Source organism: Streptomyces incarnatus (genome assembly GCF_001027185.1).
Lineage (GTDB): Bacteria > Actinomycetota > Actinomycetes > Streptomycetales > Streptomycetaceae > Streptomyces > Streptomyces puniciscabiei.
The window spans coordinates 2,783,262-2,803,714 of record NZ_CP011497.1 but is presented as its reverse complement, the minus strand read 5'-3'; the positions used below and the strand labels follow the sequence as shown (position 1 = coordinate 2,803,714).

The 20,453-nt window shown below is 70.3% G+C and carries 18 protein-coding genes; 9 read left to right on the top strand and 9 right to left on the bottom strand.

Annotated elements, in window-relative coordinates; all coding sequences use genetic code 11:
- Positions 1-5: 5 nt before the first annotated feature.
- On the bottom strand, positions 6-986 hold the full coding sequence (locus tag ABB07_RS12280) for an ArsR/SmtB family transcription factor (protein WP_208898755.1): 981 nt from the start codon (positions 984-986) through the stop codon (positions 6-8).
- Between the two features lie 74 nt (positions 987-1,060).
- Here ABB07_RS12280 and ABB07_RS12275 point away from each other — a divergent pair, with 74 nt between their 5' ends.
- The 4 genes from ABB07_RS12275 (at position 1,061) to icmA (ending at position 5,041) form a co-directional block, all read left to right on the top strand.
- Positions 1,061-2,329, top strand: a complete 1,269-nt coding sequence (locus ABB07_RS12275) for an MFS transporter (RefSeq protein WP_208898754.1) — start codon at positions 1,061-1,063, stop codon at positions 2,327-2,329.
- Positions 2,330-2,340: 11 nt separating this feature from the next.
- On the top strand, positions 2,341-2,850 hold the full coding sequence (locus ABB07_RS12270) for a MarR family winged helix-turn-helix transcriptional regulator (RefSeq protein ID WP_208898753.1): 510 nt from the start codon (positions 2,341-2,343) through the stop codon (positions 2,848-2,850).
- 65 nt (positions 2,851-2,915) lie between these two features.
- The gene (locus tag ABB07_RS12265; RefSeq protein WP_208898752.1) at positions 2,916-3,254 is read left to right on the top strand and encodes a DUF3817 domain-containing protein; all 339 of its coding nucleotides are present in this window, start codon (positions 2,916-2,918) and stop codon (positions 3,252-3,254) included.
- A gap of 86 nt (positions 3,255-3,340) precedes the next feature.
- Positions 3,341-5,041, top strand: coding sequence for a coenzyme B12-dependent isobutyryl-CoA mutase large subunit (icmA, locus tag ABB07_RS12260; RefSeq protein WP_208898751.1), 1,701 nt, complete (start codon positions 3,341-3,343; stop codon positions 5,039-5,041).
- A 55-nt stretch (positions 5,042-5,096) separates the two neighbouring features.
- Here icmA and ABB07_RS12255 read toward each other — a convergent pair whose 3' ends face one another.
- A complete protein-coding gene (locus ABB07_RS12255; protein ID WP_208898750.1) occupies positions 5,097-5,774 on the bottom strand; it encodes a TetR/AcrR family transcriptional regulator in 678 nt (225 codons plus the stop codon).
- 234 nt (positions 5,775-6,008) lie between these two features.
- On the opposite strand from ABB07_RS12255, the gene ABB07_RS12250 reads away from it, so the two are divergent.
- The 4 genes from ABB07_RS12250 to ABB07_RS12235 all read left to right on the top strand — a co-directional run bounded on the left by ABB07_RS12250 (position 6,009) and on the right by ABB07_RS12235 (position 10,257).
- Entirely contained in the window at positions 6,009-6,977 is a 969-nt protein-coding gene (locus ABB07_RS12250; protein ID WP_208898749.1) for a tetratricopeptide repeat protein, read from the top strand.
- A gap of 625 nt (positions 6,978-7,602) precedes the next feature.
- Positions 7,603-8,235 (top strand): DUF6230 family protein, encoded by a 633-nt coding sequence (locus ABB07_RS12245; RefSeq protein ID WP_208898748.1) that lies wholly within the window; start codon positions 7,603-7,605, stop codon positions 8,233-8,235.
- A 116-nt stretch (positions 8,236-8,351) separates the two neighbouring features.
- Positions 8,352-8,906 (top strand): DUF6114 domain-containing protein, encoded by a 555-nt coding sequence (locus tag ABB07_RS12240; protein WP_208898747.1) that lies wholly within the window; start codon positions 8,352-8,354, stop codon positions 8,904-8,906.
- Complete coding sequence (locus ABB07_RS12235) at positions 8,896-10,257, top strand: hypothetical protein (RefSeq protein ID WP_208898746.1); 1,362 nt, start codon at positions 8,896-8,898, stop codon at positions 10,255-10,257. Before ABB07_RS12240 ends, ABB07_RS12235 begins: the two co-directional genes overlap by 11 nt.
- Positions 10,258-10,355: 98 nt before the next feature.
- Here the strand turns inward: ABB07_RS12235 and pyk are convergent, their stop codons facing one another.
- From pyk to pta, 3 genes are all read right to left on the bottom strand, one after another.
- Positions 10,356-11,783: a pyruvate kinase gene (gene pyk, locus ABB07_RS12230; RefSeq protein WP_208898745.1), complete on the bottom strand. Its 1,428-nt coding sequence runs from the start codon at positions 11,781-11,783 to the stop codon at positions 10,356-10,358.
- 87 nt (positions 11,784-11,870) lie between these two features.
- Positions 11,871-13,079, bottom strand: coding sequence for an acetate kinase (locus tag ABB07_RS12225; protein ID WP_208903402.1), 1,209 nt, complete (start codon positions 13,077-13,079; stop codon positions 11,871-11,873).
- Between the two features lie 41 nt (positions 13,080-13,120).
- Positions 13,121-15,196, bottom strand: a complete 2,076-nt coding sequence (pta, locus tag ABB07_RS12220; protein WP_208898744.1) for a phosphate acetyltransferase — start codon at positions 15,194-15,196, stop codon at positions 13,121-13,123.
- Between the two features lie 233 nt (positions 15,197-15,429).
- Between pta and ABB07_RS12215 the strand changes: the two genes are divergently transcribed.
- Positions 15,430-16,455: an ATP-dependent 6-phosphofructokinase gene (locus tag ABB07_RS12215; protein ID WP_208898743.1), complete on the top strand. Its 1,026-nt coding sequence runs from the start codon at positions 15,430-15,432 to the stop codon at positions 16,453-16,455.
- Positions 16,456-16,504: 49 nt separating this feature from the next.
- Here ABB07_RS12215 and ABB07_RS12210 read toward each other — a convergent pair whose 3' ends face one another.
- The 4 genes from ABB07_RS12210 to ABB07_RS12195 all read right to left on the bottom strand — a co-directional run bounded on the left by ABB07_RS12210 (position 16,505) and on the right by ABB07_RS12195 (position 20,368).
- Positions 16,505-17,194 (bottom strand): XRE family transcriptional regulator, encoded by a 690-nt coding sequence (locus ABB07_RS12210; protein WP_244189333.1) that lies wholly within the window; start codon positions 17,192-17,194, stop codon positions 16,505-16,507.
- 119 nt (positions 17,195-17,313) lie between these two features.
- Positions 17,314-18,141: a carbohydrate ABC transporter permease gene (locus ABB07_RS12205; protein WP_208898741.1), complete on the bottom strand. Its 828-nt coding sequence runs from the start codon at positions 18,139-18,141 to the stop codon at positions 17,314-17,316.
- Positions 18,141-19,004, bottom strand: a complete 864-nt coding sequence (locus tag ABB07_RS12200; RefSeq protein ID WP_208898740.1) for a carbohydrate ABC transporter permease — start codon at positions 19,002-19,004, stop codon at positions 18,141-18,143. Before ABB07_RS12200 ends, ABB07_RS12205 begins: the two co-directional genes overlap by 1 nt.
- Positions 19,001-20,368: an extracellular solute-binding protein gene (locus ABB07_RS12195; protein WP_425264710.1), complete on the bottom strand. Its 1,368-nt coding sequence runs from the start codon at positions 20,366-20,368 to the stop codon at positions 19,001-19,003. The genes ABB07_RS12200 and ABB07_RS12195 overlap by 4 nt, the downstream gene beginning before the upstream one ends.
- Positions 20,369-20,453 lie beyond the last annotated feature (85 nt).

Below are 20,453 nucleotides of genomic sequence, written 5' to 3'. Positions count from 1 at the left end.
TCGGCCTACCCGGAGCCGGTGAGTGCCATCCCCAGTGGTGTCCTCTCGTACAGGACCTGGTGGCCGTAGCGACGGGCCGTGAGCAGGCCCGCGTCGCGCAACACCGTCAGATGGGACGAGACCGAGGACGCGGCCAGCCCCAGCCGGTGGGCCAGGGCCGTGGTGGTCGCCGGTTCGTCCAGTGCGGTCAGCACCTCGGCGCGGTTCCGCCCCAGCAGCCGTACCAGCGCCCCTGGTGTCCGTTCGGCCGGCTCGGTCCACAGACCCGCGGTGCCCCGGGCCGGGTAGACCACGGTGGGCTGCCACGGGGGCTCGAAGCCGGTGACCACGTCGGGCCAGGAGAACACGCTCGGCATCAGGACGAGGCCCTGGCCGGCCAGGTCGCGGGTGTGCTCGGTGTGCTGGGCGAGGGTCAGCGTGCGGCCGTCCCAGGACAGGCGGGGGTCCAGCTCCGGCAGCAGCGTGCCGAGGCCCACCTCGGCCAGGCGACGGGAGTGGAAGGCCACGTCCGCCTCCAGCAGCGCCCGCAGCCGGGGCCAGTCCGGGGCGATCAGCACCCGCCAGGCCTCCTCGACGGCGTCCGCCAGCTCCCGGATCATCCGGGCCGGATCCGCGAGCCACGCGCGGCCCCGCGACGAGTCCAGCGCACCGGGCGTGCAGGCCAGGGAGAGGGCGGTGTCCTCGCGGGCCGCTTCCGGGTCGGACGCCCGTACGGCCGCGATCTCCTCCTCGAACGTGGCGGCCGGCCCGATCGGCGGCGCCCCGAGCCAGTCCGGCGAGTGCCCGCGCCGGGGCATCAGCAGCCACAGCGGAGCCAGGTCGAGCCCCGCCGCCGCGTCCCTGATCCGCCGCAGCCAGGGCGCCTGATAGGCGTGCCGGTCGGGCCGCTTCAGGGTGCGCACCGCCTCCTGCGTCTCCCACAGCGGGGAGATCGCGAACCGGCAGCGCAGGAAGTCGTCGTCGCCGAAGTGCAGCCTCGACGCCATGCACACCCCCGGGAAGATTCGGCTGGAGCCGAAACTCTACGGCCGTCCGCCCACCTTCGCGCACGCTGCCCGGCATGTCCGCACCCACCCGGGCCGCCCCGGCGTCCGCCGGCTACGGCCGTGTCCTCGCCGTGCCCGAGTTCCGGGCCGTCTTCGCCGCGCACGTGCTGTCGATGCTCGGCGTGATCGTCAGCGAGATCGCGCTCTCCGTCCTCGTCTACGACCTCACCCGCTCGCCCCTGCTGAGCGCGCTCACCTTCGCGCTGGGCTTCCTGCCGTACGCCGTCGGCGGCACCCTCCTCGCACCCCTCGCCGACCGCTTCCCGGCCCGGCACGTGCTGGTCGTCTGCGACCTGGTGTGCGCGGGCTGCGTGGCCCTGATGACGCTCCCGGGCACCGGCATCGGCCTGCTGCTCGCACTGCGCTGCGGGCTCGCCGTCGTCGCGCCGGTGTTCGCCGGGACCCGCATGGCCACGCTGGCCGACGTCCTCGGCGAGGGCGACCTGTTCGTCCTCGGCCGCTCCCTGCTGCGGATCGTCGCCCAGAGCGCCCTGCTCGTCGGCTACGGCCTCGGCGGCCTGCTGCTGACCGCCGTCAGCCCGCGCCACGCCCTGCTGATCACCGTCGGCACCTTCCTCGCCTCCGCCGCGCTGCTGCGCCACGGCACCCGGCACCGCCCCGCCCGCACGCGCCGGGACACGGACACCCCGCCCGGCCCGCGCAGGCTGTTCGCCGATCGCCGCGTGCGCGTTCTGCTGCTCGCGTTCTGGCTCCCGGCGGCCTTCTCGGTCGTACCCGAGGCGCTGGCGGCGCCGTACGCCGACGAGCTGGGCAGCGGTTCCGCGGGCCTCGGCCTGCTGATGTGCGCGCTGCCCGTCGGCACGGTGGCCGGCGAGCTGTTCGCCGGGGCCGGGCTGGGGCCGAAGGCCCGCGAGCGCGTCGCCCTGCCGCTGCTCTGCCTGACCCTGCTGCCGTACCTCGGCTACGCCCTGCGTCCCGGCCTGACCGCCTCCCTGGTGCTCCTGCTGCTGTCCGGGGCCGGGTCGGCGTACACCCTGGGCCTGGACCAGTGGTTCGTGCGGGCCGTGCCTCCGGAGCTGCGCGGGCGGGCCATGACCGTGCTGAGCGCGGGGCTGATGACGGTGCAGGGCGTGGGCATGGCGCTGGCCGGTGTGGTGGCGCAGACGACCGGCGTGCGTACGGCGGTGGCCGGGGCCGGCGTGGCGGGGGTGCTGTGCTGCTGCGGGCTGGCCGCGGCGGCCCGGGCCACGAAAGAGGGACCGGGAGGCGGGCAGGAGACCGAAAGCCGAGACAGGGCTGCCCGGAATATGACTGGCCGGTAGGGTCTGATGACGTGCCGAAGCCACTCAGCCTCCCCTTCGACCCCATCGCCCGTGCGGACGAGCTCTGGAAGCAGCGCTGGGGAAACGTGCCGTCCATGGCCGCGATCACCTCGATCATGCGGGCCCAGCAGATCCTGCTCGCCGAGGTCGACGCGGTGGTCAAGCCGTACGGACTGACGTTCGCGCGGTACGAGGCACTGGTGCTGCTCACCTTCTCCAAGGCCGGCGAGCTGCCCATGTCCAAGATCGGCGAGCGGCTGATGGTGCATCCCACCTCGGTGACGAACACCGTCGACCGGCTGGTGAGGTCCGGGCTGGTCGCCAAGCGCCCCAATCCCAACGACGGCCGCGGCACCCTCGCCGTCATCACCGACAAGGGCCGCGAGGTGGTCGACGCGGCCACCCGGGACCTGATGGCGATGGACTTCGGGCTCGGCGTGTACGACGCGGAGGAGTGCGCGGAGATCTTCGCGATGCTGCGTCCGCTGCGGGTCGCGGCGCACGACTTCGAGGACGAGTGACGCCGGGGACGGGTGACCCCGACCCCGGGCAAGATCTCCCGGAACGGGTGGTTACGCTCGTCTGCATGAAGAAGAGCGTGCTGACCCGCTACCGCGTCATGGCCTACACCACCGGTGTCCTGCTGGTCCTGCTGTGCCTGAGCATGATCGCGAAGTACGGGCTGGACATCAGCGGTGCCGCCGACGTCACCCGGGTCGTCGCCATCGCCCACGGCTGGCTGTACGTCGTCTACCTCGTCGTCGCCTTCGACCTGGGCTCGAAGACGAAGATGCCGATCGGCAAGCAGCTGTGGGTGCTGCTCGCCGGGACGATCCCCACCGCCGCCTTCTTCGTCGAGCGGAAGATCAGCCGCGAGCTGGAGGCCAGGGTCGCCGACCAGGCCCCGGCCGTCGCCAAGGCGTAAGGGCGACCGTCGTCACACCGTCGTACGGACACCGTACGGCGGTCAGCCATCGACATTTACTAGGACGTCCAAGTAAATTCGATGGTATGGACGCTCACGCCATCGAGGAGGGCCGCCGCCGCTGGCAGGCCCGCTACGACGCCGCGCGCAAGCGCGACGCAGACTTCACCACGCTCTCCGGCGATCCCGTGGAGCCGGTGTACGGGCCCCGACCGGGCGACACGTACGAGGGATTCGAGCGGATCGGCTGGCCCGGGGAGTACCCCTTCACGCGCGGGCTCCATCCGACCGGCTACCGCGGGCGTACCTGGACCATCCGCCAGTTCGCCGGGTTCGGCAACGCCGAGCAGACCAACGAGCGGTACAAGATGATCCTGGCCGCCGGCGGCGGGGGCCTGTCCGTGGCCTTCGACATGCCGACGCTCATGGGCCGCGACTCCGACGACCCGCGCTCGCTCGGCGAGGTCGGGCACTGCGGGGTGGCCATCGACTCGGCCGCCGACATGGAGGTCCTGTTCAAGGGCATCCCGCTGGGCGATGTGACGACGTCGATGACCATCAGCGGTCCGGCCGTGCCCGTCTTCTGCATGTACCTGGTCGCCGCGGAGCGGCAGGGCGTGGACCCGTCGGTGCTCAACGGCACGCTGCAGACCGACATCTTCAAGGAGTACATCGCGCAGAAGGAGTGGCTCTTCCAGCCCGAGCCGCATCTGCGCCTGATCGGCGACCTCATGGAGTACTGCGCCGCCGGTATCCCCGCCTACAAGCCGCTGTCCGTGTCCGGCTACCACATCCGTGAGGCGGGCGCGACGGCCGCGCAGGAGCTGGCGTACACGCTGGCGGACGGCTTCGGGTACGTGGAACTGGGGCTCTCGCGCGGGCTGGACGTCGACGTCTTCGCCCCCGGTCTGTCCTTCTTCTTCGACGCGCACGTCGATTTCTTCGAGGAGATCGCCAAGTTCCGTGCGGCGCGCCGCATCTGGGCCCGCTGGATGCGGGACGTGTACGGCGCGAGGAGCGACAAGGCGCAGTGGCTGCGGTTCCACACGCAGACCGCCGGTGTGTCGCTGACGGCCCAGCAGCCGTACAACAACGTCGTCCGTACGGCCGTGGAGGCGCTGGCGGCGGTCCTCGGCGGGACCAACTCGCTGCACACCAACGCGCTGGACGAGACCCTCGCGCTGCCGAGCGAGCAGGCCGCGGAGATCGCGCTGCGCACCCAGCAGGTGCTGATGGAGGAGACCGGGGTCGCCAACGTGGCCGATCCGCTGGGCGGTTCGTGGTACGTCGAGCAGCTGACCGACCGGATCGAGGCCGACGCGGAGAAGATCTTCGAGCAGATCAAGGAGCGGGGCCTCAGGGCGCACCCGGACGGGCGGCACCCGATCGGTCCGATCACCTCCGGGATCCTGCGCGGTATCGAGGACGGCTGGTTCACGGGCGAGATCGCCGAGTCCGCGTTCCGGTACCAGCAGGCGCTGGAGAAGGGCGACAAGAAGGTCGTCGGGGTCAACGTGAACACCGGGTCGGTCACCGGGGATCTGGAGATCCTGCGGGTCAGCCACGAGGTGGAGCGGGAGCAGGTCCGGGTCCTCGGTGAGCGCAAGGCGGGGCGGGACGAGGCCGCGGTGCGCTCCGCGCTGGAGGCGATGCTGGGTGCGGCTCGGGACGGCTCCAACATGATCGAGCCGATGCTGGACGCGGTGCGGGCCGAGGCGACGCTGGGCGAGATCTGCGGGGTGCTGCGGGAGGAGTGGGGCGTGTACACCGAGCCCGCCGGTTTCTAGGCACCGTTGCCCGGTGCGGGCGTACCAGGGGGCTCCGCCCCCTGGACCCCCGGGCCTATGCCCACCCACCACCCGACTCGGTCGGCTGTGAGGTGGCCGTACGGGGTTCCGGCTCGGTCGGCGGGGAGGTCAGCCCCAGTAGCAGTACCCGCGTGAAGCTTCGTACCCACTCCTCGTCCGCCGGTTTGCCGCTCACCAGGGTTCGGTGGACCACCGCGCCCGCGACCATGTCGAAGATCAGGTCCACCGTGCGGGCGGACTCCGCGGGGTCGGGCTCCGGGGGGAGTTCGCCGCGGCTCTGGGCCCGGGCGCGGCCCTCGAGGACCAGGCGCATCTGGCGTTCCACGATGGAGGCGCGGATGCGCTCGCGCAGGGCGTCGTCGCGGGTGGACTCGGCGACCACCGCCATCAGGCCACTCTTGGCCTCCGGACGGGCCAGGATGGCCGCGAACTGCAGGACCACGCCCTCGATGTCGGCGGCCAGGCTGCCGCGGTCGGGGAGCCGAAGCTCGTCGAAGAGTTCCGCCACCGCGTCGCACACCAGCTCGGGCTTGCCGGCCCAGCGGCGGTACAGGGTCGTCTTCGCCACCCCGGCCCGGGTCGCCACGTCCCCCAGGGTGAGCTTCGACCAGCCCAGCTCCACCAGCGCCTCCCGCGTCGCGGCCAGGATCGCGGTGTCCGCGGCGGCGCTGCGCGGGCGCCCGGTACGGCTGGCGGGAGTGCGGCTCTGCATCCCTCGACCATAACCGGCGGGAACTGTGCGGTCGTGAGGGAGATCACCGGCGTGTGGTGTCGCGAGGGGTCCGCATGGCATTACGCTACGACTCGTAGCGAAAGCTCGCCGAGGCTCGTGATGGACGTACACGAGGCGTACGCGAGCGGTGACCCAAGGGGGCGTGGGGTGGGGACCCGGCGCCCGCTCACGACACTTTTTCATTCCGACGCGGTAACGGGGGAGGATAGACGCATGCAGCCACGGAACATGTCCATGAGCGGCGTCGTCGACCTCGCCGCGGTGAAGGCGGCCCAGGAGGCCAAGGCCAAGGCCGAGCAGGCGCGCGCCGAGGCCGCCCGGCAGGGCGGCACGGGGGCCGTCGCCCCGGCCGATCTCGTCATCGACGTCGATGAGGCGGGCTTCGAGAGGGACGTCCTCCAGCGCTCCGCCGAAGTGCCCGTCGTGATCGACTTCTGGGCCGAGTGGTGTCAGCCCTGCAAGCAGCTGAGCCCGGTCCTGGAGCGGCTGGCGGTCGAGTACGACGGGCGCTTCCTCCTCGCCAAGATCGACGTCGACGCCAACCAGATGCTGATGCAGCAGTTCGGGGTGCAGGGCATCCCGGCCGTGTTCGCCGTTGTGGCCGGACAGGCGCTGCCGCTGTTCCAGGGAGCGGCCGGCGAGCAGCAGATCCGGCAGACCCTGGACCAGCTGGTGCAGGTCGCCGAGCAGCGGTTCGGCATCACCGGCCTGGCCGTCGACCCGGACGCCCGGCCCGGCCAGGCCCCCGCGCCGGAGCAGGCGGGGCCGTACGACGCGGCGCTGAACGCCGCCGCCGACGCGCTGGACGCGGGCGACCTGGGCGGCGCCATCCAGGCCTACAAGAACGTGCTGGCCGAGGACCCGGCCCACCCGGAGGCCAAGCTCGGCCTGGCACAGGCGGAGCTGTTGCAGCGGGTGCAGGGCTTCGACCCGCAGAAGGTCCGGCAGGAGGCCGCGGAGCGGCCGAAGGACGTCGACGCGCAGATCGCCGCCGCGGACCTGGATCTGGTCGGCGGGCATGTCGAGGACGCCTTCGGGCGGCTGATCGAGACCGTGCAGCGCACGCTGGGTGACGACCGGGACACCGTGCGGCGCAGACTGCTCGAACTGTTCGAGGTCGTCGGGCCCGAGGACCCGCGTGTGGTGGGCGCACGAAGGGCCCTCGCGCGCGCGCTGTTCTGACCAGTCGCTAAACGCCGCGGCTTGTGATGCCGGGGTGAAAGGTTTGCCGACGAGTCGTCGCGGTGACTCGGCTTTACCAAATCTTGGTAATCGTGCGACCTGTTACTCGGAGTAAATCGAAGCCGTTGGTCTGTCTGGTTTTGTCCAGCGATCAACGGCTTTGCTCTGCCCTTGGATGCCACCGAGCGTCGCACTCCGAGACCGGTCGGTCGTACTCCGGTTATCCGGCCGTTACTAGCCAGTAACGAACCCCCTTGTGCCCAGGCCGAGAATGCACCACGATCGGCGACGCTCGGTCCATTCCCGCACCCCGGCAGCCGGTCGGGTCACGGGAGACTCTGGGTCCCCACCGAGCAGAGCCGGCGGCAGTGGCGCCGGCTCTAGGGCAGGGGGGTCTTCGTCCACCCGGCGAAGCCTGTCCAGCAAGGTTGTGCGTGATGCGTGTCAGGCGCGACCAGTGGTTGTCGCTCGGGGGTGATCGCCGGTGATTCGGGCGCGGTTCGCGCCACCGAGCGCGGGCGCTCTCCTTCCCGAGGACGTAGCACTTCTCCCATCCCTGCCTGGCTGAGCCCCCGTTCCGGGGCGAGGTCCGGGCCAGGAGATGTACGTCCGAGAAGGAGGAAATATGGAGTCCCAGGTGCGTGGCGGGACCAGATGGAAGCGGTTCGCTGTGGTCATGGTGCCCAGCGTGGCCGCCACGGCGTGCATAGGTGTCGCCCTCGCGCAGGGCGCTCTCGCGGCGTCGTTCAGCGTGTCGGGCCAGTCGTTCAAGGTCACGGCCGACAAGCTCGTCGGTCAGGGCTTCGAGCAGTACGGCGCGATCGACAGCGGGTACACCCTCGACGGGCAGAAGACGGCGCACCCGGTTGCGGTCTCGGGCTTCAAGTCGGCCTCGATCAGCAACATGTGCCAGTCCGTCGTCACGCCGAACATCCCGCTGTTCGGCTCGGTGAGCCTGGTCCTGAAGGCGGGCGCCGACAAGCCGGTCGAGGCTGACAACCTCTACATCGACGTCGCCGACCTCAACGCCGACGCCACCTTCAACAACATCGACATCGGTGTGGCCGGCAAGGACGCCAGCAAGGGTCCCGGCATGAAGGGCGGCGGCGAGCAGGCCAACCCGTACGGGTTCGCGCAGCAGGCCGACTCGGCCACGCTGACCGACGTGAAGCAGACGGCCTGGGCGACCACGGCCGGAACCTTCAAGCTCAGCGGTCTGCACATGTCGCTGCAGACGGGAACGCACGAGTGCTACTGAGCACTCGGTGACGGGCGGGGGAGCCATCGGCGCCCCCGCCCGTGTCACTCCGGCCGCGTTTTCACACGCGGCACACATCACCACCACAGCAACGCCGCACCAGGGAGCTGTTTTCCATGAGCGCCGAGATCTCTGCCGCCGCACCCGGCCAGTTCACCCGCCGGAGGCTGCAGTTCCGCGCCTGGCGGGGCTCGCGTCCGTTCTGGGCCGGACTGTTCGTCATGCTCGGTGGCTTTCCGATCATGTACTTCCCGTACGCCCATCTCCAGATCGGACACCTCACGCTGGCGATGGCGACCACCGCGGGAGCCGGGTCCCTGATCATCGGCGTGCTGCTGATCGTCCTGGGCATCAGCCTCTGGTTCCAGAAGCACGTGCGCACCTTCGCGGGCGTCGCGGCGATCCTCCTCGCGCTGGTGTCCATCCCCGTGTCCAACTTCGGCGGCTTCGTCATGGGCTTCCTCTTCGCCCTCATCGGCGGAGCGATGGCCGTGGCCTGGGCGCCGGGCGCGCCGCCGCAGCCGCAGCCGCCGGCCGGGGCCGCCCCGGGCGAGGGCGGTGCCCCGCAGACCGCGGAGCTGCCGCAGCAGTACCCGGACGCGCTGGAGAAGAACGACCTGTCAGGAACGAGCCCGGCCAACGGGGCGAACGGGAGGCACAGTGCCGGCTGACGAGGTGACCCGCGGGACCGATGTGGACGGGTCCCGCGCGAGAACCGGGCCCCGACACGCGGCCCCCAGGAAGCCGCTGTTCACCAGGTTCCACATGCCGGCCGGCAAGGCGATCGCCTCCGTGGCGATGCCGACGGCGGTGCTGATGGGCATGGGCTTCACATCCTCGCTGGCCCTCGCGGCCGGCAACGGCAGCCCGTCCCCGTCGACCACGGCCAAGAGCCTGACGGCGGACGAGTACAAGGACTGCGTCAAGGCGCTGGACAGCTCCAAGGACCCCTCGTCCTCGCCCTCGCCGTCCGCCTCGAAGAGCGCCGACACGGCCACGCCGTCGCCCTCGGCCAGCGCATCGAAGGACTCCCAGTCCGGGGACACGGGCAAGACCTCTTCGCCGGATTCAGGTTCCGGCGACAAGGCCACGCCCACCCCGTCCGCGACCTCCGGCTCGTCCGGCTCGGACTCGGGCTCCGGCTCGCCGGGTTCGTCGTCCTCCAGCGGCGCCACGGCCACGCCCACCCCGTCCGCGTCCAAGAGCAGCGGCGGTCTGCTGGGCGCCATCGGCGACACGCTCGGCGGCATCCTCGGCGGCGGCAGCTCGGACTCCGCCGGCTCGTCCGCGAGCCCGACGCCGTCCGCGACCCCGTCGGCGAGCGCGTCCTCGGACTCCGCGACCCCGTCGGGTACGTCGTCGTCCGGCACCAAGGCCACCGGCACCCTGGGCGACACCGTCTCCAAGGCCACCAAGACGGTCGGGGACACGGTGCAGAAGACCACCGACACCGTCTCCAAGACGGCCCAGGACGCCACCAAGACGGTCAAGGACGCGGCCGCCTCCGCCACCCCGAGCCCGTCGGCGAGCTCCTCCGCCTCGGCGCAGAACTGTCCGGCGGCCACGACCGACCAGGGCGGCGTCGACAACAAGGTGCCGGTGGCGGACGACCCCTGGTACCTCAGCGCCAGCTCGCTGCTGCTCAAGGGCGCCGACTACCAGGGCATCGTGGAGGTGAGGACGGCCTCCGGCACCACCAAGAAGGTGCTGAAGTACGTCATCTCCGACGGCACGGACATCGGCGACCTGCACCAGACGGTGAAGGACAAGCTCTCGGGCAAGACCTACCACGTGCAGGCGGCCGGCGGGTCGACGTCCACCATCCGGGGCGGCGCCACCACGATGTACACCGAGAGCATCTCGGGCAACCTCTTCGGCCTGATCCCGATGACGTTCACGCCCGACAGCCCGCCCCCGCTGAACCTGCCGCTGATCTACTTCACCAACGTCAAGGTGGTCCAGGCGGCACAGTTCGGCGGCAACCTGCACGTGCCCGGCATGCACGTGTACACGACCGACTGACCGGTCCTGCAAAGCCCGTTCGGGAGCCGCACACAGCTGAGGGCGCCCCCTGCTCCAGGGGGCGCCCTCAGTGCCGTACAAGGCCCTTACGGAGCCCGTCAGTTGTTCTGCGTGCTCAGGTGGTGGACGCGGAGCATGTTGGTGGTGCCGGGGACGCCGGGGGGCGAGCCGGCGGTGATGATGACCGTGTCGCCCGCGTCGAAGCGGCCCAGCCGGGCGACCTCCTGGTCCACCAGGTCGACCATCTCGTCCGTGGTGTTCACGAACGGCACGACGTGCGGCTCCACGCCCCAGCTGAGGGTGAGCTGGTTGCGGGTGTTCTCGTCCGTGGTGAAGGCGATGATCGGCTGGACCGCGCGGTAGCGGGACAGGCGGCGCGCGGTGTCACCGGACTGGGTGAAGGCAATCAGGCCCCGGCCGCCGAGGAAGTCGGCGATCTCGCAGGCCGCGCGGGCCACCGAACCACCCTGGGTGCGCGGCTTCTTGCCCGGCACCAGCGGCTGCAGGCCCTTGGAGAGCAGCTCCTGCTCGGCCGCCTGGACGATCTTCGACATGGTCTTGACCGTCTCGACCGGGTACGCGCCCACGCTGGACTCGGCCGACAGCATGACCGCGTCCGCGCCGTCCAGGATCGCGTTGGCCACGTCGGAGGCCTCGGCGCGGGTCGGGCGGGAGTTGGTGATCATCGACTCCATCATCTGGGTCGCCACGATCACCGGCTTGGCGTTGCGCCGGCACAGCTCGATCAGGCGCTTCTGCACCATGGGGACCTTCTCGAGCGGGTACTCGACGGCGAGGTCACCGCGGGCGACCATCACACCGTCGAACGCCATCACGACGTCCTCCATGTTCTCCACCGCCTGCGGCTTCTCCACCTTGGCGATGACCGGGACCCGGCGGCCCTCCTCGTCCATGACGCGGTGCACGTCCTGCACGTCCTTGGCGTCCCGGACGAAGGACAGCGCGACCAGGTCGCAGCCCATGCGGAGGGCGAAGCGCAGGTCCTCGACGTCCTTCTCGCTCAGCGCGGGCACGTTGACGGCCGCGCCGGGCAGGTTGATGCCCTTGTGGTCGGAGACGACACCGCCCTCGATGACGATCGTCTTCACCCGGGGGCCCTCGACGTCCAGGACCTTCAGCTCGACGTTGCCGTCGTTGATCAGGACCTGGTCGCCGCGCGAGACGTCGCCCGGCAGCCCCTTGTACGTCGTACCGCAGATGCTCTTGTCGCCCGGCACGTCCTCGGTCGTGATGACGAACTCGTCACCCCGCTCGAGCTCGACCGGACCCTCGGCGAAGGTCTCCAGGCGGATCTTCGGGCCCTGCAGGTCGGCGAGGACGCCGATGGGGCGGCCGGTCTCCTTGGACGCGGCCCGGACGCGGTCGTACCGCGCCTGGTGCTCGGCGTGGGAGCCGTGGCTGAAGTTGAACCGGGCCACATTCATGCCCGCCTCGATCATGGCGACGAGCATCTCGTGGGAGTCGACCGCGGGGCCGAGAGTACAGACGATTTTCGAACGGCGCATGGGGCGATCCTATCGGTTTGTTTCGCAACGGAATATTCCGTCTGGCGGAAGATACAAATGAGTGCCGCGCTGCTCAGGTGCTGCTATTCAGTTGTTCTTTCCGACCAGTGCGTAGGTCTGCGTCGCGATCTCCAGTTCTTCATCCGTCGGCACCACGGCCACCGCCACCCGCGCGCCGCCGGGCGAGATCAGCCGGGCCTCGCCGGAGCGCACCGCGTTCAGCTCCGGGTCGACGGACAGGCCGAGCCCGTCCAGGCCCGCGATCGCCGCCTCCCGCACGGGCGCCGCGTTCTCGCCGACTCCCGCCGTGAAGGCGACCGCGTCGACCTTTCCGAGCACGGCGTAATAGGCGCCGATGTACTTCTTGAGCCGGTGAATGTAAATGTCGAACGCGAGAGCGGCCGCTTCGTCACCCTCGTCGATCCGGCGGCGGATCTCCCGCATGTCGTTGTCCCCGCACAGACCGAACAGACCGCTCCTCTTGTTGAGAAGAGTGTCGATCTCGTCCATGGACATATCCCCAACCCGGGCCAAATGGAAGATGACGGCCGGATCCACATCACCGGAGCGCGTACCCATCACCAGCCCCTCCAAAGGAGTGAGCCCCATGGAGGTGTCCACGCACCGGCCCCGCTCCACCGCCGACGCCGAGGCGCCGTTGCCCAGGTGCAGCACGATCACGTTGACCTCGGACGGGTTCTTGCCCAGCAGCCGCGCGGTCTCCCGCGAGACATACGCGTGCGAGGTGCCGTGGAAGCCGTAGCGGCGGATGCGGTGCCGGTCGGCGATCTTCGGGTCGATCGCGTAGCGCGCCGCCGGCTCCGGCATCGTGGTGTGGAACGCGGTGTCGAAGACGGCGACCTGGGGCAGGTCGGGGCGCAGCCCCTGGGCGGTGCGGATGCCGGTCAGGTTGGCCGGGTTGTGCAGCGGGGCGACCGGGATCAGCCGCTCGATCTCGGTGAGCACCTCGTCGTCGATGACGGTGGGCTCGGTGAAGAACATCCCGCCGTGCACCACCCGGTGCCCGATCGCGGCCAGTTCCGGCGAGTCCAGGCCCAGGCCGTCCCGGCTCAGCTCCTCGGCGACCGCCTTCAGCGCGGCGTCGTGGTCGGCGATCGGGCCGGTGTGCTCGCGGGTGCCGCCGGAGGTGAGGCAGGTGTGCTTGAGCCGGGAGGTCTGCTCGCCGATGCGCTCCACCAGCCCGACGGCCAGCCGGCTCGCGTCGCGCATGTCGAGCAGCTGGTACTTCACCGACGAGGAGCCGGAGTTGAGGACGAGGACACGGGTCGCGGTCACGGTGATGGTCATGCTCTCTGTGGTCGGTGGGCGGGCTGTGGTCAGTTGGCGGGCGTCTGGGCCTGGATCGCCGTGATGGCGACGGTGTTGACGATGTCCTGGACGAGCGCGCCCCGGGACAGGTCGTTGACCGGCTTGCGCAGTCCCTGCAGGACCGGTCCGACGGCGATCGCGCCGGCCGAGCGCTGTACGGCCTTGTAGGTGTTGTTGCCCGTGTTGAGGTCCGGGAAGATCAGCACCGTCGCCTGCCCGGCCACGTCGGAGTCCGGCAGCTTGGTCGCGGCGACGGACGGCTCCACCGCCGCGTCGTACTGGATCGGCCCCTCGATCTTCAGGTCGGGCCGGCGCGCGCGGGCCAGCTCGGTGGCCTCGCGCACCTTGTCCACGTCGGCGCCCGAGCCGGAGGTGCCGGTGGAGTACGACAGCATCGCGATCCTGGGCTCCACGCCGAACTGCGCGGCCGTGGTCGCCGACTGGACGGCGATGTCCGCGAGCGCCTGCGCGTCCGGGTCCGGGTTGACCGCGCAGTCGCCGTAGACCAGCACCTTGTCGGCCAGGCACATGAAGAAGACGGACGACACGATCGACGCATCGGGCTTCGTCTTGATGATCTCGAAGGCGGGCCGGATGGTGGCCGCCGTGGAGTGCACGGACCCCGACACCATGCCGTCGGCCAGGCCCTCCTGGACCATCAGGGTGCCGAAGTAGTTGACGTCCGAGACGAGGTCGTAGGCCAGCTCGACCGTGACGCCCTTGTGGGCGCGCAGGGCCGCGTACTTCTCGGCGAACGCGTCGCGCAGTTCGGAGGTGGCCGGGTCGATCAGCTGCGTGTCACCGAGGTCGATACCGAGGTCGGCGGTCTTCTTGCGGATCTGGTCCGCCGGCCCGAGCAGGGTCAGGTCGCACACCCCGCGGCGCAGCAGCACCTCGGCCGCGTGCAGCACCCGCTCCTCGGTGCCCTCCGGCAGCACGACCCGCCGCTTGTCGGAGCGGGCCTGCTCCAGCAGCTTGTGCTCGAACATCATCGGGGTGACCCGGTCGCCGCTCGGCGCGGAGACCCGGCGGGCCAGGTCGGCGGTGTCGGCGTACCGCTCGAACAGGCCGAGCGCCCGCTCCGCCTTGCGCGGGGTGGCCGCGTTCAGCTTGCCCTCCAGGGAGAACAGCTGCTCGGCGGTGGGGAAGCTGTTGCCGGTCACGGAGAGCACCGGGGTGCCGGGGGCGAGGCGCGCGGCGAGGGTGAGGATCTCCTCGCTCGGCACCTCGTTCAGGGTGAGCAGCACGCCGGCTATCGGCGGGGTGCCGGCGCTGTGCGCGGCCAGCGAGCCGACGACCAGGTCGGCCCGGTCGCCCGGGGTCACCACCAGGCAGCCGGGGGTCAGGGCGCCGAGCAGGTTGGGCAGCATCGCGCCGCCGAAGACGAAGCCGAGGGCGTCCCGGGCCAGTCCGGAGTCGTCGCCGAGCAGCACCCTGGCGTCGAGGGCCTGGGCGATCTGGGAGACGGTCGGCGCGGACAGCGCCGGCTCGTCGGGCACGACGTAACAGGGCACCGGCAGCCGGTCCGCGAGCCGCCCGGCGATCTCGTCCCGGTCCTCGGGGGCCACCCGGTTGGCGACCATGGCCAGCACGTCGCAGCCGAGGCCGTCGTACGCCCGGTAGGCGTTGCGGGTCTCGGCGAGCACCGACTCGGTGGTCTGCCTGCGGCCGCCGACCACCGGGATCACCGAGGCGCCGAACTCGTTGGCGAGGCGCGCGTTCAGGGACAGCTCGTCCGGCAGCTGGGTGTCGGCGAAGTCGGTGCCGAGGACGAGGACGACGTCGTAGTCACGCGCGACCAGGTGGAAGCGGTCGACGAGCGCGGAGACCAGCTCGTCGGTACCCTGCTCGGCCTGCAGCGCGGACGCCTCGTGGTAGTCCATGCCGTAGACCGTCGCCGGATCCTGCGAGAGGCGGTACCGCGCGCGCAGCAGCTCGAAGAGCCGGTCCGGGCCGTCGTGCACGAGCGGCCGGAACACGCCCACCCGGTCGACCTGCCGGGTCAGGAGCTCCATCACTCCCAGCTCCACGACCTGGCGGCCGTCACCGCGGTCGATCCCGGTCACGTACACGCTGCGCGTCACGTGTGCACTCCGATCCGTCTCGTCTGCCCGACTCCGTCATGTCCGGGTCTACGCCATGTCTGGGTCTGCGTATGCCTGGGTCGCAAAAATCGCCCACCGAGGTGAGCGGAACCCTCTTGACAATACCCCTGGCTCCGGATAAGGCGCCCGTCAAGTGGCTCAGTGCCCCGGCGGACGTGGAACAATCGACACTGGCTCACCGGCATACGACAGCGAGCAGGAGACACAGCACGATGCGCATCGGAGTTCTCACCGCAGGCGGCGACTGCCCCGGCCTGAACGCCGTGATCCGGTCGGTCGTGCACCGGGCGGTGGCGCAGTACGGCGACGAGGTCATCGGTTTCGAGGACGGCTACCGGGGTCTGCTCGACCGGCACTACCGCACCCTCGACCTGGACGCGGTCAGCGGCATCCTGGCCCGCGGCGGCACCATCCTCGGCTCCTCCCGCCTGGAGCGCGACCGGCTGCGCGAGGCCTGCGACGGCGCCGCCGACATGGTCGAGGAGTTCGGCATCGACGCGCTGATCCCGATCGGCGGCGAGGGCACGCTGACCGCGGCCCGCATGCTCTCCGACGCAGGGCTCCCGGTCGTCGGCGTCCCCAAGACCATCGACAACGACATCTCCTCCACCGACCGCACCTTCGGCTTCGACACCGCCGTCGGCGTCGCCACCGAGGCGATGGACCGCCTGAAGACCACGGCCGAGTCCCACCAGCGGGTGATGGTCGTCGAGGTCATGGGCCGGCACGCCGGCTGGATCGCCCTGGAGTCCGGCATGGCCGCCGGCGCCCACGGCATCTGCCTGCCCGAGCGGCCCTTCGACCCCGCCCACCTGGTCAAGATGGTCGAGGAGCGCTTCTCCCGCGGCAAGAAGTTCGCGGTCATCTGCGTCGCCGAGGGCGCCCACCCCGCCGAGGGCACCATGGACTACGGCAAGGGCGAGATCGACCAGTACGGCCACGAGCGCTTCCAGGGCATCGGTACGGCGCTGGCGTACGAACTGGAGCGGCGCCTCGGCAAGGAGGCCAAGCCGGTCATCCTCGGCCATGTGCAGCGCGGCGGCGTGCCCACGGCCTACGACCGCGTCCTCGCCACCCGCTTCGGCTGGCACGCCGTCGAGGCCGCGCACCGCGGCGAGTTCGGGAAGATGACCGCGCTGCGCGGCACCGACATCGTGATGGTGCCGCTCGCGGAGGCGGTCACCGAGCTGAAGACGGTGCCGAAGGACCGCATGGACGAGGCCGAGTCGGTCTTCTAGACCGTCCTGATCGCCTGGACCCTCCTGATCGTCTGACCGTCCTGGTCGTTCAGACCGTCCTGTCCGCCACGCCGTTCCAGAAGTTCTCCACGATCCCGTCGAGGAACTCCCGCCCGGCCTCGCTCGCGCTTCTGCTGCCGCCGCCCCAGCTGAGGGTGGCGGCCATGTGGCCCTGGTAGTCCTCGTAGAGCTGCTCCAGCACCTTTTCGAGGACGCCCGCGTCCAGGGGCACCATCTTGCGCACCGGTCGCACATAGGCCTGCCAGCGGGTGGTCACCGCGCTGTGCAGCAGGTCGGCGAGCTTCGCCTCGCGGCCGGTGACGGCGACGAAGTCGGGCAGCGCGAGATCCAGGACCCGGGCGAGCGCGGCCGACTGGCGCTCGTTGCCCCGCCACTGCCCGGTGTCCTCCATGCGCAGATAGGTGCGCAGGTCCATGTCCACGGCGCGGGCGACGTCCTCGGGCGCGACGGCCCGCGCGATGCGGTGCTCACGCAGGGTCTGCGGCCGGCCGAGGAGCTCGCCCGGGGAACACCACAGCACCCCGGCCAGCGCGGTGAGCTCGGGGTGGCTGGGGGCGGCGGAGCCGCGTTCCCAGGCGATCACCAGATCGGGTGTGACGTACGGCAGCCCGTACGAGGCCCGCATGCCGTACGCGACGTGCTCGGGGCCCATGCCGAGCGCGGCGCGCAGCCGGCGGGCCGCCGGGGCGTTGAAGGGGGGAGCTGAGGGTTGGCGCACCTCGCACAACCTAGGGGCGCGGTGACGGGATGGCTACGGTCCGTTCGGACAGGATCACGGATTGTCGGAACGTACAGTTCCGGCCGTTCGGTATGTAACGGACGGACCACCCTTACGGCTCATCCCTTGACCGCCCCGCCCAGCGCGAAACCACCGCCCAGCCGACGTGCGACCAGGACGTACAGAAGGATCACCGGCGTCGAGTAGATGACGGAGAACGCGGCGAGCTGGCCGTACGCCACCATGCCCCGGTTGCCGAAGAAGTCGTTGATGCTGACCGAGGCCGGCATCTGGTCCGGGGTGAGCAGCAGCATGAACGGCACGAAGAAGTTCCCCCACATCATCACGAACGAGAACACCGTGACGACGGCGAGCCCCGGCCCCATCAGCGGCAGCACGATCCGGACCAGGGACTGCAGCGAGGACGCCCCGTCCGTCCAGGCCGCCTCCTCCAGCTCCTTCGGCACCCCGTCCATGAAGTTCTTCATCAGCCAGATCGCGAACGGGAGTTGGGAGGCGGCGAAGAACAGGATCGTGCCCTGCAGGGTGTCGATCAGGTTCACCCGCACGAACAGCGCGTACACCGGCACCATGATCGCGGTGATCGGCAGGCTCGTCGCGAACAGGATCGACAGCAGGAACGGCCGGTTGAGGCGGGAACGGAACCGGGAGAGCGGATACGCGGCGAGGGCGGCGCAGGCGACGGTCAGCGCGGTGCCGCCGCCGCACAGGATCAGGCTGTTGAGCAGCGGGGTGTAGGTGATGTCCGGGGTCAGGATCGCGTCGAAGTTGCCAAAGGTGAATCCGTCCGGGATCCGCACCCTGAGGTCCGCGTGGGGATCCACGGAGGACAGCGCCACCCAGGCGAGGGGCAGCGCGAAGGCGACGGCCACCAGCAGGAGCGACACGTCGGCGGCGAACCGCCGGGACGCGCGTTTCCGGGACATCACACCTCCGTCCGCAGCAACCGCAGATAGACGACCGAGAAGAGGGATCCGACGAGCAGCAGGAGCAGGGAGACCGCGGTGCCGTACCCGATCATGCTGTTCTGGAAGGCCTGTTCGTACATGAACAGGGGCAGCGTCTGGCTCTTGTTCCCCGGCCCGCCCCGGGTCATCACCCAGATCAGCCCGAAGACGGAGAGCGTCTGCAGGGTGTTGAGCATCAGGTTGGTGCCGATGGACCGCCGGATCATCGGCAGGGTGATGTGCCACATGCGCCGCCATCCGCCGGCCCCGTCCACCTCGGCGGCCTCCGTGATCTCGGCGGGTATCCCGTCCAGCGCGGCGGAGTAGACGAGCATCGAGAACGCCGTACCGCGCCAGACGTTGGCGAAGGACACGGCGAGGATGGGGAGCGTGAACAGCCAGTTCTGGCGCGGCAGATGCAGCCAGTCCAGGATGGCGTTCAAGGTGCCCTCCCGCCGGAAGAAGGCGTACAGCAGGAACCCGGCGACGACTTCCGGCAGCACCCAGGCCGTGACCACGACCCCGCCGGTGAACGTGCGCACCGGCTTCGAGGCCCGCTTCATGAGCGCGGCCAGGGCCAGTCCCAGCGTGTTCTGCCCGACGAGCGAGGACAGGACGGTGAACACCAGGGTCAGCCAGACGGCGTTCAGGAACGCGTCGTCCTGGAAGGCGCGCCGGAAGTTGGCGAACCCGGTGAACGAGGAGTGTGCCTGACCGGTCAGCTGCAGGTCGGTGAAGGCGATCCAGACGCAGTAGGCGATCGGCCCGGCGAGGAAGAGCAGCAGGAGGACGAGGGCGGGTGCGAGCGGGAGCGCGCGGCCGATCCGGCGGTGGGGCCTCACTTCCGGACCACTTGGCCGCCGGTCACGTCCTTGAGCGTGTCGTCGTACCCGCTCGCCGCCTTCTCCACCGACCGGTCCCCGGTCGTCACGCCCTCCATGGCCTCCTGGATGGCCGTCGACACCTTCGGGTACGCCGGATACGCGGGCCGGTAGTGCGTGCTGGACACCAGGTCGGTGAAGAACCTGATGCCGGGCTGGGCGGTGGCGTAGGCGGGGTCGGCGGCGACGTCCTTGCGCAGCGAGATGCCCGAGTTGGCGATGTACCACTTCTTGGCGTTCGCCTCGGTCTGCAGTGTCCTGATGAAGTCGAAGGCGAGGTCCGGGTGGGCGGCCCTGGCCGGGATGGCCCAGGTCCAGCCGCCGGACATGCTCACCTTGCCGGGCGCCTGCCCGTGCTGGGTGGGCATGTACGCGAGGCCCAACTGCCTCGACCAGTCCGGCCACTCGTGCCCGCTGCCCGGCAGCCACTCCTGCGGCAGCCAGGAGCCGTCGAGGTCGATGCCGAGCTTGCCCTGGGGGAGCAGCTCGCCGTTGACGGTGGTGGCGAAGTTGGGGTCGAGGGCGTCGGAGACGTCGGGCCCGAGCCTCTCCTTGTACACGGTTTCCACGAACTTCAGCGAGTCCTTGAAGCCCTGCCCTGCCGTGATCCACTTCTTCGCCGTGCTGTCGTAGAGCGGGTCGGAGGTGCCGTCGCCGGTGCCGTACAGGAGCATCTCGAACCCCTGCATGGTGGAGCGCTCCCCGCCCGGCTTGCCGGTGTAGACGTTGACCGGGGTGACGCCGGGCACCTTCCGCTTGATGGTCCGGGCGGCGGCGAGGACGTCGTCCCAGTTCTTCGGCTGCCAGTTCAGCGGCAGTCCGGCCTGCTTGAAGATCCGCTTGTCGAACCACAGTCCGCGGGTGTCGGTCCCGTCCGGCACGCCGTACGTCTTCCCGTCCTGCCCCTTCGCCGCCGCCTTCGCGGTGCCGATGAACTGGTTCCAGTCCGGCCATGTGGCGAGGTAGGGATCGAGAGGCTTCAAGTACCCGCTGGTGATGTCGGAGTTGATGAGGAAGGTGTCCTCGTAGACGAGGTCCGGGGCGGTCCTCGGCGATCGCAGCATCTGCTGCAGCTTGGTGTAGTACTCGGAGTCCGGGGCCTTGATGGGGACGAACTCGACCTTCTTCCCCGGGTACTTCTTCTCGAACTCCTTCTTGATCCCGGCGAGATAGGTGTCCATCACCTTCACGGAGTTGTCCGTGGACTGCTTGTACGACACCTTGAGCGTGTTCGGGCTGCTGCCGGATCCGTTGCCGCACGCCGTGAGGGCGGTGGCGGCGAGAACGGCGGTGAGGAGGGCGGAGAGGGCGGCGGTGGGGCGCACGGGCGTGACCTCCTGCGGGCGCACGTGGGGGTGGCCTCGGGTGGTTGCCGTGTGAAGGTAAGAGGAGTGGTCTAGTCAGGTCAAT

Bases quoted from the DNA above. Each gene is read 5' to 3' on its own strand.
- ABB07_RS12280 (WP_208898755.1), bottom strand. From the start codon at position 986: ATGGCGTCGAGGCTGCACTTCGGCGACGACGACTTCCTGCGCTGCCGG.
- ABB07_RS12275 (WP_208898754.1), top strand. From the start codon at position 1,061: ATGTCCGCACCCACCCGGGCCGCCCCGGCGTCCGCCGGCTACGGCCGT.
- ABB07_RS12265 (WP_208898752.1), top strand. From the start codon at position 2,916: ATGAAGAAGAGCGTGCTGACCCGCTACCGCGTCATGGCCTACACCACC.
- icmA (WP_208898751.1), top strand. From the start codon at position 3,341: ATGGACGCTCACGCCATCGAGGAGGGCCGCCGCCGCTGGCAGGCCCGC.
- ABB07_RS12255 (WP_208898750.1), bottom strand. From the start codon at position 5,774: ATGCAGAGCCGCACTCCCGCCAGCCGTACCGGGCGCCCGCGCAGCGCC.
- ABB07_RS12250 (WP_208898749.1), top strand. From the start codon at position 6,009: ATGCAGCCACGGAACATGTCCATGAGCGGCGTCGTCGACCTCGCCGCG.
- ABB07_RS12245 (WP_208898748.1), top strand. From the start codon at position 7,603: ATGGAGTCCCAGGTGCGTGGCGGGACCAGATGGAAGCGGTTCGCTGTG.
- ABB07_RS12240 (WP_208898747.1), top strand. From the start codon at position 8,352: ATGAGCGCCGAGATCTCTGCCGCCGCACCCGGCCAGTTCACCCGCCGG.
- pyk (WP_208898745.1), bottom strand. From the start codon at position 11,783: ATGCGCCGTTCGAAAATCGTCTGTACTCTCGGCCCCGCGGTCGACTCC.
- ABB07_RS12215 (WP_208898743.1), top strand. From the start codon at position 15,430: ATGCGCATCGGAGTTCTCACCGCAGGCGGCGACTGCCCCGGCCTGAAC.
- ABB07_RS12205 (WP_208898741.1), bottom strand. From the start codon at position 18,141: ATGTCCCGGAAACGCGCGTCCCGGCGGTTCGCCGCCGACGTGTCGCTC.